The sequence below is a fragment of the Candidatus Pelagibacter sp. PS_02 genome (assembly GCF_059418065.1).
In genome coordinates this window covers 1,187,376-1,203,714 of record NZ_CM182079.1, presented here as the reverse complement: position 1 = coordinate 1,203,714, position 16,339 = coordinate 1,187,376, and the positions used below count along the sequence as shown (strand labels likewise).

At 31.4% G+C, this 16,339-nt stretch carries 17 protein-coding genes; 15 read left to right on the top strand and 2 right to left on the bottom strand.

What is annotated here, in order from left to right:
• Positions 1–2 precede the first annotated feature (2 nt).
• Both AC5SL4_RS06340 and AC5SL4_RS06335 read left to right on the top strand, forming a co-directional pair.
• Positions 3–896 (top strand): DMT family transporter, encoded by an 894-nt coding sequence (locus AC5SL4_RS06340; RefSeq protein ID WP_011281578.1) that lies wholly within the window; start codon positions 3–5, stop codon positions 894–896.
• 58 nt (positions 897–954) lie between these two features.
• A complete protein-coding gene (locus AC5SL4_RS06335) occupies positions 955–1,518 on the top strand; it encodes a hypothetical protein (RefSeq protein ID WP_494587284.1) in 564 nt (187 codons plus the stop codon).
• Here the strand turns inward: AC5SL4_RS06335 and ftsY are convergent.
• Positions 1,511–2,428 carry a signal recognition particle-docking protein FtsY gene (gene ftsY, locus AC5SL4_RS06330; RefSeq protein ID WP_006997651.1) on the bottom strand — a complete coding sequence of 306 codons (918 nt, stop codon included), beginning with the start codon at positions 2,426–2,428 and terminating at the stop codon, positions 1,511–1,513. The genes AC5SL4_RS06335 and ftsY overlap by 8 nt on opposite strands.
• Entirely contained in the window at positions 2,428–3,252 is an 825-nt protein-coding gene (dapF, locus tag AC5SL4_RS06325) for a diaminopimelate epimerase (RefSeq protein ID WP_494587283.1), read from the bottom strand. The genes ftsY and dapF overlap by 1 nt, the downstream gene beginning before the upstream one ends.
• A 159-nt stretch (positions 3,253–3,411) precedes the next feature.
• Between dapF and ffh the strand changes: the two genes are divergently transcribed.
• Genes ffh through sdhC form a run of 13 tightly spaced genes read left to right on the top strand, consistent with a single transcriptional unit; the run spans position 3,412 to position 16,339 of the window.
• Entirely contained in the window at positions 3,412–4,770 is a 1,359-nt protein-coding gene (gene ffh, locus AC5SL4_RS06320; RefSeq protein WP_006997653.1) for a signal recognition particle protein, read from the top strand.
• A gap of 14 nt (positions 4,771–4,784) precedes the next feature.
• Positions 4,785–5,285 (top strand): 30S ribosomal protein S16, encoded by a 501-nt coding sequence (rpsP, locus tag AC5SL4_RS06315; protein ID WP_494587282.1) that lies wholly within the window; start codon positions 4,785–4,787, stop codon positions 5,283–5,285.
• 8 nt (positions 5,286–5,293) lie between these two features.
• Complete coding sequence (gene trmD, locus AC5SL4_RS06310; protein ID WP_011281574.1) at positions 5,294–5,980, top strand: tRNA (guanosine(37)-N1)-methyltransferase TrmD; 687 nt, start codon at positions 5,294–5,296, stop codon at positions 5,978–5,980.
• A gap of 16 nt (positions 5,981–5,996) precedes the next feature.
• Positions 5,997–6,521 (top strand): 50S ribosomal protein L19, encoded by a 525-nt coding sequence (gene rplS / locus AC5SL4_RS06305; protein ID WP_494587281.1) that lies wholly within the window; start codon positions 5,997–5,999, stop codon positions 6,519–6,521.
• 11 nt (positions 6,522–6,532) lie between these two features.
• Positions 6,533–7,936 (top strand): 3-isopropylmalate dehydratase large subunit, encoded by a 1,404-nt coding sequence (leuC, locus tag AC5SL4_RS06300; protein WP_018413624.1) that lies wholly within the window; start codon positions 6,533–6,535, stop codon positions 7,934–7,936.
• Position 7,937: 1 nt separating this feature from the next.
• Entirely contained in the window at positions 7,938–8,549 is a 612-nt protein-coding gene (gene leuD, locus AC5SL4_RS06295; protein ID WP_494587280.1) for a 3-isopropylmalate dehydratase small subunit, read from the top strand.
• The gene (gene leuB, locus AC5SL4_RS06290; protein WP_006997659.1) at positions 8,536–9,642 is read left to right on the top strand and encodes a 3-isopropylmalate dehydrogenase; all 1,107 of its coding nucleotides are present in this window, start codon (positions 8,536–8,538) and stop codon (positions 9,640–9,642) included. Before leuD ends, leuB begins: the two co-directional genes overlap by 14 nt.
• Before the next feature lie 26 nt (positions 9,643–9,668).
• On the top strand, positions 9,669–11,432 hold the full coding sequence (locus AC5SL4_RS06285) for an acyl-CoA dehydrogenase C-terminal domain-containing protein (RefSeq protein WP_018413623.1): 1,764 nt from the start codon (positions 9,669–9,671) through the stop codon (positions 11,430–11,432).
• Position 11,433: 1 nt separating this feature from the next.
• A complete protein-coding gene (locus AC5SL4_RS06280; RefSeq protein WP_271499539.1) occupies positions 11,434–13,062 on the top strand; it encodes an acyl-CoA synthetase in 1,629 nt (542 codons plus the stop codon).
• Positions 13,059–13,835 (top strand): alpha/beta fold hydrolase, encoded by a 777-nt coding sequence (locus tag AC5SL4_RS06275; RefSeq protein WP_027306881.1) that lies wholly within the window; start codon positions 13,059–13,061, stop codon positions 13,833–13,835. Before AC5SL4_RS06280 ends, AC5SL4_RS06275 begins: the two co-directional genes overlap by 4 nt.
• The gene (locus tag AC5SL4_RS06270) at positions 13,832–14,941 is read left to right on the top strand and encodes a dimethylsulfoniopropionate demethylase (RefSeq protein ID WP_494587279.1); all 1,110 of its coding nucleotides are present in this window, start codon (positions 13,832–13,834) and stop codon (positions 14,939–14,941) included. The genes AC5SL4_RS06275 and AC5SL4_RS06270 overlap by 4 nt, the downstream gene beginning before the upstream one ends.
• A gap of 20 nt (positions 14,942–14,961) precedes the next feature.
• Positions 14,962–15,963, top strand: a complete 1,002-nt coding sequence (locus AC5SL4_RS06265; RefSeq protein WP_494587278.1) for an aspartate-semialdehyde dehydrogenase — start codon at positions 14,962–14,964, stop codon at positions 15,961–15,963.
• Positions 15,956–16,339 (top strand): succinate dehydrogenase, cytochrome b556 subunit, encoded by a 384-nt coding sequence (gene sdhC / locus AC5SL4_RS06260; RefSeq protein ID WP_006997665.1) that lies wholly within the window; start codon positions 15,956–15,958, stop codon positions 16,337–16,339. Before AC5SL4_RS06265 ends, sdhC begins: the two co-directional genes overlap by 8 nt.

Genomic DNA, 16,339 nt, shown 5'->3' with positions numbered 1-16,339 from the left:
AAGTGAATAATTCTAAAAATAGCTATTTACCTTTCTTATTATTATTTATTCAACCAATTTTTATGGCTAGCAACTTAATCGTTGCAAGAGGTGGGGTTGAGTATGTTCCTCCAATATCTTTAGCTTTTTGGAGATGGACTGCAGTTTTTTTAATATTACTACCATTCACCTACAGTTCTTTAAAAAAAAATTTTAAGTTTGTAAAACAAGAATATAAAAGAATATTTTTCATTGGATCGATGGGTTGTGGAGTTTGTGGAGCTTTTCCATTTTTAGCTGGTCAAACAACAACGGTTACCAACATGGGAATTATATATTCCTCTTCTCCAATTTTTATAATCATAATCTCAAGTTTATTTTTTAAGGAAAAAATCAATCTTCTTAGGATTATTGGACTAGTTTCATGTTTAATAGGTGTTTTTGCCATTATTATTAAAGGTGATTTATCTTTATTAATTAGTCTTAAATTCACAATTGGTGACCTCTGGATGCTAGCTTCTGCAATAGGCTGGGCTCTTTATTCTATCTATCTATTTTATTGGAAAACTAATCTAAAAATTTTTGATAGATTTACTTTGATTGCATTTTTTGGAGTGGTTAGCTTGCTCCCATTTTATCTAATCGAAGAAGCTTTTTTTGTAAGAACTGTATTTAATTCTGATTTTTTTATGTGGGTTTTATTTGCAGCTATTTCACCGGGAATTATAGCTTTTACCTTGTATACAATGGCACAAAAAAAACTTGGGGCATCTATAACTGGATTTACTCTTTACATTTTTACAGTTTATAGTGCTATTTATGGAGTTTTATTCTTTAATGAGCAACTCGAGTATTATCATTATATAGGGACAGCCCTTGTTTTTGGTGGGGTATATATAGTTAAGAGAAAAGTTTAAATAAATTAAGCCACAATCTAAACAAATAATTTACAAATTTCATATTTATACAATAAGTATGAAAAAAATTGTTAGGAATTTATTTATTATAATCTTTGTAGCTAATTTTACTTATGCGGATGAAAAAGATTATTCTGCGGACAATTTTTTTCATATAGGTCAGATGAATTCACATGATGAAAATTTTAGTCTTTATTTTAAAACTAGAGAAAAACCTATTTTAGCACGAGGGGAAGAATCTAATTATATAACTGATTTTCCTCAGGATCTTTATATCTATAACTATAAAACAAAAACTTCACTTCCTCTAATTTCATACGAGTGGTTTCCTTCAAAGGCTAAATTTTTTTTAGAAGAGTATGATTTTCCAGTGTTCCCTGAAGATTTTGCTTATTATTTATTAAAAGATAATAATACATTAGTTATGATTAGTGCTATTAAAAATATTAATAAAAATTTTCAATTCGATATTACTAATAAAAAGTTAAATCAATATCCTTCTAGTGGAAAATTTGAATTTATAATTTCATCGATCGCAAAAAACTGTGGTCACTCACAATTAAAAGAAAATTATAAATGTAATTATTATAAACCTTTAATTTCGAATAATTTAATCAATTAATTTGAGTAAATGCTTCTGCAAATTTTTCTGCATTAAAAATTTGTAAATCATCCTCTTTTTCACCAAGTCCAAGAGCAATTATTGGAAGCTTATATTTTTTAGCAAGGGCTAATAAAATTCCTCCTTTTGCAGTACCATCTAATTTTGTCATTATCAAACCAGTAAGAGGTATAATTTTGTTAAACTCTTCAACTTGACTGATAACATTTTGGCCAGAGGTTGCGTCAAGCACTAGGATTACATCGTGAGGAGCATCTGGATCTATTTTTTTTGTTACATGGGCAATTTTTTTGTATTCTTCCATTAAATTTTTTTTATTTTGTAATCTCCCTGCCGTATCGATCAAAACATGGTTAAAATCGTTCTTTAATGCCTCTTCTATTGCCTTGTAGGCAACTGATGCCGGGTCGGATCCTTGAGTAGATTTTGTAATTTGCACATCAATTTTATTAGCCCAACTTTCTAATTGTTCTATAGCAGCTGCTCTAAACGTATCACAGGCAGAAAACATAACCTTGTTACCATTAGATTTTAAAATTTTACCAACTTTTCCAATAGTTGTTGTTTTTCCAACCCCGTTAACTCCCGATACTAGGACTGCATTAAGTTTTTCTTTTTTATTAAAAAAATTCTCATTTTCCAAAGGTTTCATTAAAGTAACTATATAGTTTCTAAGAATCAAGTTTACCTCATGCATAATATCTTTTTTGGGGTCAATTTTTTCTTGAGCAATAATTTTTTTAATTTCTTCAGCTGCAACAAGACCAACATCTGATTGAATCAAATATTCTTCAATTTGATCTAATGTTTTGTCATCTATTTCTTTTTTTACAATTATATCTCTTAAACCAGATGTAAATGTAGAAGCACTTTTCTTAAAACCAATTTTAAATTTATCAAAAATTCCCATTACAACTTAATGTTGATATTTTTAATATCAGACACAGGTCCTTTCATATGAATGCTATTTCTTTCATCAATAGAAATTGTTAAACTACCTAAGGCAAACTCTATATCTGTAGTTTTTTCTACCAGATTATTAATGTTAGCTGCAACAGCTGTTGCACAAGCTGCCGTCCCACAAGCCTTGGTAAGTCCAGCTCCTCTTTCCCAAACTTTTACTTTTATTAAATTTCTATTTATAACTTTGGCTAGGGTCACATTACATTTTTCAGGAAATAGAGGATGATTTTCAATTTTCGGACCAATATTTTTTAAGTCAAATGCTTCAATATCATCTACAAAAAAAATTATGTGCGGATTGCCTACATTAATGGCTATTCCACCAATATGTTTGGTATTATTTCTATCTATAATTTCAATTTTTAAGTCTTGAGTATCTAGCTGCTTACTTAATGGAATCTCTTGCCAATTAACTTTTGGTATACCAATTTCAGTCTCGACTAAATTATTTCCTAAAATTTTTGATTTTAGTGAGCCAGAAGTTGTTAAGAGCGTTATTTCTTTTTTACCACTTTCTTTTGATAGAAGATCTGCCACACACCTAGTGCCATTTCCACAAGCACCAGATATGCTTCCATCTGAATTAAAAAATTCTATATTTGCATCTATTTCTTTATTTTTCTTAATTAGGATGAGTTGATCGCATCCAATAAAACTACGATCACTTATCTTAATTATTTGATCTTTATCTAAATTAAAATCTTGGCTTCTTTGATCAATAATTACAAAATCATTGCCTAAACCATCCATTTTAAATGCTTTAATATCCATATACAGATATTTAACTTATTTATTGACTTTTTGAACCTCTATTATAGGTTGATTTCGTTTCCACAAAAACGTTAAATTTGTGGTGTCTTTGGAAACAAAGAGATCAACACTAGTCAGCGATATTCGCCCACTAGTGCGAAACTGCTGTGCGTAATAAATATGTTTGAAAACTTAACAAATAAATTCGAAGAAATTTTTTCTTCTTTAAAAAAAGCACCTTCACTTGATGAAAAGCAAGTAGATGAGGGCTTAAGGGCTATTAGGCAGGCCCTCTTAGAAGCTGATGTCTCTTTAGATGTAGCTAAAGATTTTATAACAAAAGTTAAACCTAAAGTATTAGGTCAAGAGATAATCAGATCAACTTCACCAGGAGATATGGTTGTTAAAATTGTTTATGATGAACTAGTAAGCCTTTTAGGCGAAAGTAACACAGATATTAATTTAAATGCAGTTCCGCCAGTTCCAATGATGCTAGTTGGTCTTCAAGGTTCTGGTAAAACTACAACAACAGCAAAATTAGCCAAATACTTAGAAAAAAATAAAAAGAAAAAGATAATGATGGTTAGCCTTGATGTTTACAGGCCTGCTGCCCAAGAACAATTAAGGTCTTTAGGAGAACAAAATAATATTTTAACACTCCCTATAATTGAAGGACAATTACCAGCAGACATTTGTAGAAGAGCAGTTAGTGCTGCAAGCTTAAATGGAGCAGAAATTATATTGTTTGATACAGCTGGTAGAACTCAAATTGACCTTCAGATGATGAGCGAAATTAAACAAATAGAGAATATAATCAATCCAACTGAAACATTTTTAGTTGCAGATTCTTTAACAGGACAAGTTGCTGCAGAAGTTGCAAAAGAATTTAAAAATACGGTAAACTTAACAGGCATTGTTTTAACTAGAGCTGATGGTGATGCAAGAGGTGGTGCAGCTCTTAGTATGAAATATGTTTCTCAAGTACCAATTAAATTTTTAGGGGTAGGAGAAAAAATAGAAAACTTAGAAGTTTTTCATCCAGATAGAATAGCAAATAGAATACTAGGAATGGGAGATATTGTTTCCCTTGTAGAAAAAGCAGCAGAAGATCTTGGTGAAGAAAATTTAAAAAAAGCTGAAGAAAATTTGAAAAAAGGACAATTTTCAATGGAGGACTATCTATCCCAACTAAGACAAATGAAAAAAATGGGTGGTATAGAAGGAATAATGTCATTTATGCCAGGTGTTTCAAAGATGAAGTCACAGATGGATGCTGCGGGAATTGATGAAAGTATTATTACTAAAAACGAAGCAATAATTTTGTCTATGACCAAAAAAGAAAGAGGGAATCCTAAAATCATAGATGGTTCTAGGAAAAAAAGAATTGCTAATGGCTCTGGAACAGATGCGGCCACTATCAATAAATTGCTTAAGCAATTTAAAATGATGTCTGAAATGATGAAGAAGATGTCAAAAGGAAACCTGAAGGGTATGTCTGATAAAGGAATACCTCCAGAGCTACTAAATCAACTTAAATAAAAAAAGGAAAAAAAATGATAAAAATAAGACTATCAAGAGGTGGAACAAAGAAAAGACCAGTATATAAAGTAGTTATAGCTGACAGTCGTCGTGCAAGAGATGGAAGATTTATTGAGAAGGTAGGATTCTTTAATCCACTTTTACCAAAAGATAAAAAAGAAAGAGTAGGACTAGAAGCAGAAAGAATTAAATATTGGTTAGGTCAAGGTGCTCAACCAACTACTAGAGTTGCAAGAATTTTAGGTGAAAATGGTATTATAGCAATGCCTGCAAACGGTAGTAATCCAAGTAAAGCTATTCCTAAAAAAGAAAGAAAAAAAGAAGGAGACGAAGCAGCACCAGCAGCAGCTCCTAAAGCAGAAGCAGCACCAGCAGCAGAAACTCCAAAGGAAGAAGCTCCTAAAGCAGAAGCAGCACCAGCAGCAGAAGCTCCAAAGGAAGAAGCTCCAAAGGAAGAAGCCCCTAAAGCAGAAGCAGCACCAGCAGCAGAAGCTCCAAAGGAAGAAGCTAAATAGTTGGATTCATGTGGCAAGCTCAGATATTCACACTCTATCCTGATTTTTTTCCTGGCCCTTTAAATAAAGGGCTATATGGAAAAGCATTAACAAATAAAATTTGGGATTTAAAAGTTGTAAATTTTAGAGAGGCTGCTGAGGACAAACATAAAACAGTAGACGACACCCCTTTTGGAGGTGGATCTGGAATGCTGTTGAAAGCTGACATTTTAGCAAAATCTCTTGATGAAAATAAAAAAGAAGGAGAAAGAATTTTTTATTTATCACCAAAAGGAAAAAAGCTTGATCAGAAATTAGCACTAGAACTGTCTAAAGAAAAATCTATTAGTTTAATTTGTGGTCATTTTGAAGGTGTTGATGAAAGGTTATTATCTACAAGGAATATAGAAGAACTTAGCATAGGAGATTTTATTTTATCTGGAGGTGAAACAGCAGCATTTGTTGTACTAGATAGTGTTCTAAGATTGCTTCCAGGTGTCTTAGGAAATGAACAATCAAAGAATGATGAGAGTTTTGAGAACGGACTTTTGGAGTATCCTCAATACACAAAACCTCAAATTTGGGAGGAAAAAAGCGTTCCAGAAGTGCTATTATCAGGAGATCACAACAAAATTAAAGACTGGCGTTTATCACAATCAGAGGCTATAACACGCGTCCGAAGACCAGATTTATGGGAAAAATATAAGAAAAATTAATTTGATAAATACTAATATGAAAACAATTGAAGAAATAAATCAACTAAACGTTAAAAAAATACTATCTGAGAAGAAAATCCCAGATTTTTTTCCAGGAGATGTAATAAAAGTTGGTGTTAGAATTACAGAGGGTAAAAAAGATAGAATTCAATATTTTGAAGGTGTGTGTATAGCTAGAAAAAATAGAGATATAAATTCTTCATTCACAGTTAGAAAAATTTCATTTGGTGAAGGTGTTGAAAGAACATTTCCACTATATGGTACTGTTATAGATACAATTACAGTTATCCGTCATGGTAAAGTTAGAAGAGCAAAATTATATTACCTAAGAGACAGAACAGGTAAATCAGCTAGAATTGCAGAAAAAATTAGAAAAAAAATTGGTATAGAAGTTGATGTTAAACCAGAAATGGTAACAGAAGAAACTTTAGCACCAGTAGCTGCAGAAGCAGAAAAACAAACAGAAGTTCAAGCAGAACCTGTAAAACAAGCAGAAGTTCAAGTAGAACCAAAAATAGAAAAATCAGAAGAAAAAAAATAATTTTTTTTTCAATGCCTTTAACTCTTTACGATAAAATTTGGAATGATCATTTAGTAGATCAACAAGATGATGGTACAGCACTATTATTTGTTGATCGACATTTAGTACATGAAGTAACAAGCCCACAAGCTTTTGAAGGATTAAGAAACTCTAATAGAAAAGTTAGACAACCTGGCTTAACACTAGCAGTTGCAGACCATAATGTTCCAACTACTGATAGATCTAAAGGAATAGCGGATGCAGAGTCTAAAATTCAAGTAGATACCTTAGAAAGCAATTGTAAGGAATTTGGAGTTCAATATTTAGGAATGAATGACAAGAGACAAGGAATTGTTCACATAATTGGTCCAGAACAAGGTTTTACACAACCTGGTACAGTAATTGTTTGTGGAGATAGCCACACAGCAACACATGGTGCATTTGGTGCTTTGGCATTTGGAATTGGGACCTCAGAAGTAGAACATGTTCTAGCAACGCAAACATTAGTACAAAAAAAAGCAAAAAATTTTAGAATCAATGTTAACGGAAAACTTCCTATTGGAGTTACCTCTAAAGATGTAATCTTACAAATTATAGGAAATATTGGAACTGCGGGAGGAACAGGATCAGTTATTGAGTATGCCGGCAGTCTAATTTCATCTTTAAGCGTAGAGCAACGAATGACTATTTGCAATATGACTATTGAAGGGGGAGCAAGAGCAGGGTTAATTGCTCCTGATGAAAAAATATTTGAATATTTAAAGGGTAAACCGATGTCTCCAAAAAATGAAAATTGGGATAAGGCTATGAAATATTGGGAAAGTTTAAAAACTGATGATGGAGCTAAATTTGATAAAGAAATCAACTTAGTTGCAGAAGATATTTTACCGATGATTACTTGGGGAACCTCTCCACAAGATGTAATCACTATAGATGGAAAAGTTCCAAATCCTAAAAATGAACAAGATGAAGATAAAAAGAACTCTTTAGAAAGATCATTAAATTATATGGGCTTAAAAGCTGATACACTAGCTACAGATATTAAGATTGATAAAGTTTTCATAGGAAGTTGCACAAATGGTAGAATTGAAGATTTAAGGGAAGCTGCCAAAATATTAAAAGATAAAAAGAAAGCGTCCCATGTTCAGGCAATGGTTGTTCCGGGCTCAGGTTTGGTTAAAGAACAAGCGGAGCAGGAAGGTTTAGATAAAATATTTATAGCTTCAGGTTTTGAATGGAGAGAGCCTGGCTGTTCTATGTGTCTTGCAATGAATGCTGATAAATTAAAACCAGGAGAAAGATGCGCCTCAACTTCAAACAGAAATTTTGAAGGAAGACAAGGTAGAGGTGGAAGAACACATTTAGTAAGTCCTGGAATGGCAGCTGCAGCTGCAATTTCTGGAAACTTAGATGATGTTAGAAAGTATCAAAACTAAAATGCAAAAATTTAATTCACTTACTAGTATCCCAGCATATTTACCAATAGTAAATATTGATACAGATATGATTATTCCAAAACAATTTCTTAAAACGATTAAAAGAACAGGGTTAGGAAAAAACTTATTTTTTGAAATGAGATACGATGATAATGGAAATGAAATTAAAGATTTTATTCTAAATCAAAAACCTCACAATCAATCAAAAATATTAATCGCAGGAAAAAATTTTGGCTGTGGCTCATCAAGAGAACATGCACCTTGGGCACTTCTAGATTTTGGAATAACATGTGTGATAAGCTCTAGTTATGCTGATATTTTTTACAGCAACTGTTTCAAAAATGGAATTTTACCAATTACTCTGCCAGAAGAAAAAATAAAAGAATTATCAGAGTATTCAAAAAGAAAAGAAGAAATTTCAATAGACTTAAATGAAGAAAAAATAATTTTTGGAAATAGTGAAATCAAGTTTGATATTGATCCTTTTAAGAAAAAATGTTTGTTAGAAGGACTTGATGATATTGCACTATCGTTAGCCAAAAAAGAAAAAATTATAACTTTTGAAGAAAATCTAAAAAATAATAAACCATGGATATTTAATGATAAAGATTAAAAAAAGAAAAATTTTACTTCTTCCTGGGGATGGTATTGGACCCGAGGTTATTCAAGAAGTTAAAAAAGTTATTTTATGGTTGAATTCAAATAAATCTCTAGATTTTGAAATTGATGAAGATTTAGCTGGAGGTTGTTCTTATGACAAACATGGGACACCAATCACGGATGAAGTTTTTTACAAAGCTCTAGAAAGTGAATTTGTTATGTTAGGTGCAGTTGGCGGACCAAAATGGGATAACTTAGAGTTTTCAAAAAAGCCTGAAAGAGCCTTATTAAAATTAAGAAAAGAATTAAAACTATTTGCAAATTTAAGACCTGCAATTTGTTTTGAACAATTAGTTGATGCCTCAACCTTAAAACCAGAAATCGTGTCTGGATTAGATATTATGATAGTCAGAGAATTAACAGGTGGAATTTATTTTGGTGAACCAAGAGGAATTAAGCCGATAGAAAATGGTGAAAGAAAAGGGATTAATACCCATTCATACACAACTAGCGAAATAGTCAGAGTTGCAAAAGTAGCTTTTGATTTAGCAAGAAAGAGATCAAATAGAGTTACTTCATGTGAAAAGTCAAATGTAATGGAAGCAGGACAACTTTGGAAAGAAGAAGTTCAAGAACTACACGACAAAGAATATAAAGATGTAGAATTAAGTCATATGCTTGCTGATAATTGTGCAATGCAATTATTAAAAAACCCAAAACAATTTGATGTAATTGTTACGGACAATTTATTTGGAGATATGCTTTCAGACCAAGCCTCAATGTTAACGGGATCTCTAGGTTTATTACCATCTGCTTCTTTAGGTGCAAAAAATAAAGATGGAGAAATGAGAGCTATGTATGAGCCTATTCATGGTTCTGCACCGGATATTGCTGGAAAAGAAATTGCAAACCCAATAGCCTCAATTTTAAGTTTTGCAATGGCTTTAAGATACTCTTTAGATTTAGATAGTGAAGCTGATGCTTTAGAAAAAGCTGTACAAGATGTCTTAAATGATGGTCTTAGAACAAAAGATATTCTTTCTCAGGGAAAAAAAGAAGTATCAACATCAGCTATGGGTGATGCAATCATTTCAAAATTGCAATAATTAAATAATTATTCTAGAGTTCTGGAATGCCAAATTATACTGCTCCAGTCGAAGACATGATGTTTCTTTTTGATAAATTAAGAAATAATAAAAATTATAATGATCTTGAAAAGTATAAAGAGGTTAATTCAGAATTAGTAAAAGATATTTTAGAAGAAGCAGCCAAGATTAATCAAAACTTAATATTACCATTAGCAAAATCTGGTGATGAAAATCCAACAGTTCTAGAGAATGGTGTGGTTAGAACACCGCCAGGCTACAAAGAAGCTTATTCTAAATATATAGAAGATGGTTGGACTTCACTTTCTTGTGATCCAAAATATGGAGGACAAGGAATGCCAAAAACAGTAAGTGCTTTTTTTGACGAAATGTTATCATCTGCAAGTTTATCATTTAAACTTTATAGTGAGTTAAGTATTGGTGCATATAATTGTATTTCTCATCACGCTACAGATGAAATAAAAGAAAAATACCTTCCAAAAATGGTTGAAGGAAAATGGAGTGGCACGATGTGCCTTACTGAACCAGTTTGTGGAACTGATTTAGGTCTTTTAAAAACCAAAGCTATTGAGCAATCTGATGGAACTTTTAAGTTAAGTGGACAGAAAATTTTTATTACATCAGGTGATCAAGATTTAACTGAAAATATTATCCACTTAGTTATTGCAAGAGCAGCTGACTCACCAGCAGGCACAAAAGGAATAAGTTTATTCTTAGTACCTAAATTTTTAGTAAATGAAGATGGATCTATTGGAGCTAGAAATGGAGTTTCTACAGGGTCTATAGAAAGTAAAATGGGAATTAAAGGTTCTGCTACATGTGTATTAAATTTTGATGATGCAACTGGTTATATGATCGGATTGAAGAATAAAGGCTTAAACGCAATGTTTACTATGATGAATTTAGAGAGAATTGTTGTAGGAATTCAAGGCTTGGGGATTTCTGAAATTGCCTATCAAAACTCTTTGAGTTACGCAAAAGAACGAAAACAAGGAAAAACAAATAATACAAAATCAACTAATGGAGCAGATTTTATAATTGAACATGCAGATATTAGAAAATCTTTGCTTAATATGAAATCTATTATTGAAGGCGAAAGAGCTTTATGTTTTTGGCTGTCTCAACAAACAGAAGTTAGCCTTTATCACCCAGATGAAAAAATTAAACAAGAAGCTTCAGATCTTGTGTCGTTAATGACACCTGTGGTTAAAACGATGTTTAGTGATATGGGAATGGAAATAACCAGTGAGGCTATGCAGGTTCATGGTGGTTATGGCTATACGAAAGATCAAGGTATAGAACAGTTGTATAGAGATAATAGAATCACCCCAATTTATGAAGGAACAAATTCTATCCAAGCAGCTGATTTAGTTTTTAGAAAATTGGTAAATAAAAATGGTGATATAATTGACAAATATTTGGAACTGATCAAGAATGATTGCAGTACTGAAAATGAAAAATTAAAACCTTTTATAAAAGAATTAAAAACGCATCTAGAGGTATTATCTACTTTTACTGATTGGATTAAAGAAAAAGTGCAAAACTCAAAAGACGATGCAAGCGCAGCATGCAATGACTATTTAAAAGCATTGGGGTTTGTGTCCATAGCACATGCGTGGATAAAAGTTTTAGAGGTAAGTTTTAAAGATTATGAACAAAACAAAGACTTTTATGAAGATAAAATACAGACTGCAAATTTTTATTTTAAAAGAGTTTTACCAAGAGCCGAAAGTCATTTTAAAACAGCCACATCAGGAAGTGACTATATAATGAATTTTAAATTTAGTTAATATGAGTCATTACGATACAAATTTAGATAAAAATGAGGCTAATTATGTTCCTCTTTCTCCTTTAACATTCTTAGAAAGAACTAAAGATATATATCCAAATTATGAAGCCTTAGTTTATGAAAGTAGGTCGTATACTTGGGAAGAAGTTTATAAAAGATGTGTTAAGTTTGCTAGCGCATTAGATAAATTGGGTGTGAAAACTGGAGATACAGTTTCTATAATGGCTTTCAATACACCAGAAATTTTTGAAGCACATTATTCAATACCGATGGTGGGGGCAGTAATTAATGCAATCAACACAAGACTAGACCCCAATACTATAAGTTATATTTTACAACATAGCGATGCAAAGGTTTTAATTGTAGATAGACAATTTCATGATGTAATTGAGAAGGCTTTAAAAAATGTTAAAAATAAAATTACAATTATTGATATTGACGACCAGGACATAGACACAAGTTCTTTTAAAAAAATAGGTGAACTTGAATATGAAAGTTTCTTAAACACAGGTAATGAAAATTATGAATGGAAAAAACCAAAAGATGAATGGGAAGCGATTTCATTAGGGTATACGTCAGGAACTACTGGAAACCCAAAAGGAGTAGTTTATCATCACAGAGGGTCATATTTGATGGCAACAGGTAGTGTTACAGCTTGGAATATGCCTAACAAATTAAATTTTTTATGTGTTGTCCCAATGTTTCATTGCAATGGTTGGTGTTATCCTTGGACATTAGCAATGCTGCACGCAAGAGTAATTTGTTTAAGAAATATTGATGTTAAAAAGATGTTTGAACTAATTGATAAATATGAAGTAACACATTTTGGTGGAGCTCCAATAGTTTTAAATATGATTGTTAATGCTCCTAAGGAAGATCAAAAAGCCTTAAAAAGAAAAGTCAACGTTTTAACTGCAGGTGCACCTCCACCAAGTATTATTTTTGAAAAAATGGAAAATCTTGGCTTTGAGGTTATGCATGTTTATGGATTAACAGAAACTTATGGTCATATGTTGCAGTGTGCGTGGAATGATGATTGGAATTCTTTAGAAAAAGATAAAAAGAATGAAATCAAAGCAAGGCAAGGTGTACGTTACCCAAACACAGAGGGCGCTATTGTAATGGATCCAGAAACAATGAAGCCAGTACCCAAAGATGGAAAGACTATGGGTGAAATTATGATTAGAGGGAATATTGTAATGAAAGGATATTACAAGGATAAAGAAGCAACAGATAAGTCAATGGCAGGTGGATGGTTTCATTCAGGAGATTTAGCTGTGACCCATCCTGATGGATATATAAAAATTCAAGATAGATCTAAAGATATCATTATTTCTGGAGGAGAAAATATTTCTTCAATAGAAATTGAAAATGCAATTGCAAAACACCCTTCAGTTTCTTTAGCAGCTGTAGTTGCTAAACCAGATGAAAAATGGGGAGAAACACCTTGTGCTTTTGTTGAATTAATTAAAGATAAGCCAGCAACAGAAAAAGAAATAATAGATTTTTGTAGAGAAACATTGGCAGGATTTAAACTTCCTAAGAGTGTTATTTTTTGTGATTTACCAAAAACTTCAACAGGAAAAATTCAAAAATTTGAACTTAGAAAGAAAGTTAAGGAATTAAGTTGATCTTTCAAGTAGACAACAAAAAAGTCTTTGGATCAGATTCAGGCCAAGGTATTGATAAAAAAAAATCCACAATAGTTTTGCTGCATGGAAGTGGTCTCTCACATATTGTTTGGTCCTTAACAGAACAGTATTTATCAAATCAAAATTATAATGTTTTAGCAATAGATTTACCTGGACATGGAAATTCTGAAGGTGATTGTTTAAAATCAATAGAAGAAATTTCAGATTGGTTAGAAAAAGTTTTTAAAAAACTTAATGTTTCTGAATTAACAATAATAGGTCATTCCCAAGGGTGTTTGGAAGCATTGGAATATTCATTAAGGTATTCTAAAAGAGTTAAAAATTTAATATTTATAGGTGGTTCTTACAGAATGCCTGTTAATCAAGATTTAATTGATCTTGCTGAAAATGGAGATGATAAAGCAGTTCAGTTAATGATGAAATGGAGCTATGAGAATTATAAAAAATTCATTGGAGGTAATCCTGTGGAAAAAATTATTAATTCTCCAAGAAATATTAGAGAAGTTTTAGCTATCGATCTTATAGCATGTAATAATTATAAAAATGGATCTGAGGCGTTAAAGTCAATCAAGTGTCCGACATTATTTATCTTTGGTGAGCTAGATAAGATGGTTAATATTGAAAAAGGTAAGAAATTTGCAGAGCTCGTTCTTAATTCAAAAACTCATATAATTAAAAATTGTGGACATATGATTATGTTTGAAAAAGCTTTTGAAATGAGAGAAAAGATCTCTGAATTTTTAAAAAAATGAAAAATTTTTCAATAGCAAAATCAAGAAGATTAAGAAGTACTCCTTATACCTCAAGAATAGAGAAGCAAGGAGTTACAGCATACACAATATATAATCATATGTTGTTACCTGCTGCATTTGGATCAATAGAGGATAGCTACAAACATTTAAAAGAACATGTTCAGATATGGGATGTCGCTGCAGAAAGACAAGTAGAAATATCAGGAAAAGACTCGGCAGAGTTAGTACAATTGATGACATGCCGGGATCTATCAAAATCTAAAATAGGCAGATGTTATTATTGTCCAATAATAGACGAAAATGGAAATTTAGTTAATGACCCAGTTGTTTTAAAACTTGATGAAAATAAATGGTGGATATCAATAGCAGATTCAGATGTAATCTTTTTTGCCAAAGGCTTAGCATCAGGACACAAATTTGATGTTAAAATTGTAGAACCAGTAGTTGATATTATGGCAATACAAGGTCCAAAATCCTTTGCGTTAATGGAAAAAGTTTTTGGAAAAAAAATTACTGAGCTAAAATTCTTTGGGTTTGATTATTTTGATTTTGAAGGCACAAAGCACCTTATAGCTAGATCAGGATGGTCTAAACAAGGAGGATATGAAGTATACGTTGAAAACACACAGTCAGGACAAAAATTGTATGACCATCTTTTTGAAGTTGGAAAAGAATTTAATGTAGGGCCAGGATGTCCGAATTTAATAGAGAGAATTGAGAGTGCGCTGTTATCTTATGGTAATGACTTTGATAATAACGACAATCCATTTGAATGTGGTTTTGATCAATATGTTAGCTTAGATAGTGATATAAATTTTTTAGGAAAAGAAAAATTGAAAGAAATAAAATTAAAAGGACCCAAAAAAAAATTAAGGGGAGTTAAAATTGATATAAAAGAAATTAGTCTTACTGGATCAAAAAACATATATGATGAAAATAATAATGTAATTGGTGAATTAAGATCGGCTTGTTATTCACCTCATTTTCAAAAGGTTATAGGCATAGCAATGATAAAGAAATCCCACTGGGAAGCATCTCAAGGCTTTAAAATTCAAATAAACGATAATACCATTAATGGAAACGTTTGTGATTTACCCTTCATCTAGTATAAAAGTAAAATAATATCATGAATATAGCAATTGTAGGAGCCACAGGTAATGTTGGAAGAAAAATGCTCGAAGTATTAGAGCAGAAAAAAATTTCAATAGACCAATTATTTTTAGTTGCCTCTCCAAGGAGTGCTGGTCAAAAAGTAAATTTTGATGGAAAGGAGCATGAGATTTTTAACTTAGAGACTTATGATTTCTCAAAAGCTGAAATTACCTTTTTTGCAGCTGGTGGAAAAATATCAGAAAAATATGCAGAAAAAGCAGCAAAACATACTACAGTAATTGATAATTCTAGCTTTTTCAGAATGGATCAAGATGTACCTTTAATTGTTCCACAAGTGAATCCAGAAGCAATTAATGTTTTAAAAAAAAATATTATTGCTAATCCAAACTGTTCTACAGCACAATTAGTAATAGCTCTAAAACCCTTACATGATGAATTTAATATAAAAAGAGTAGTTATATCAACTTATCAATCTGTATCTGGTGGTGGTAAAGCATCAATGGATGAATTGATTGAACAAACTAAATTATCATTAGATAAAAAGAAAATAAATTCTAAAAATTTTACTAAACAAATTGCATTTAATGCAATTCCTCACATAGATGTTTTTGCAGATGATGGTTACACAAAAGAAGAATTAAAGATGGTTAACGAAACAAAAAAGATTTTAGATGACAAAATTGAGCTAACTGCAACATGCGTAAGAATTCCAGTGCTAGTTTCTCATGCTGAATCTGTAAATATTGAATTTGAAAAACCATTTAGCTTACAAACAATACACTCTTTATTAGATAGTGCAGAGGGATGTGAGGTGTATGATAAAAGAGAAGATGGAGGTTACATTACTCCTTTAGAGGCAGAAGGTAAAAATGAAACTTATATTTCTAGGATTAGAGAAGATAAAACAAAAAAAAATACACTCAATATGTGGATAGTATCAGATAATTTATTAAGAGGTGCTGCACTGAATGCAGTAGAAATAGCTGAGCTTTTAATTAGGAAGAATAATGGATAATAACAACCCTTTATCACCACACATTCAAATTTATAGATGGCACATATCTTCTTTGGTTTCTATTTCTCATAGGATTACAGGAATAGTTAATATATTTGCAATAACAGTAATTTGTTTGTGGATATTTTCTTTGTTGTTAGGAGAATCTAGCTACGATCTAACAAAATTATTTTTGCAATCTATTTTTGGAAAATTTATTATTATTTGTTTAACTTGGTCTTTTAGCTTTCAGGTATTGAGTGAAATAAGACATTTAGTAATGGATCTTGGTTATGGTTTTGAACTAAAGACCACAAAGATTACAGGTTTATTGGTAATTTTTGGATCTATTTTTTTTACAATTCTATTTTATCTATTAGGAAGGAATTTTATTTAA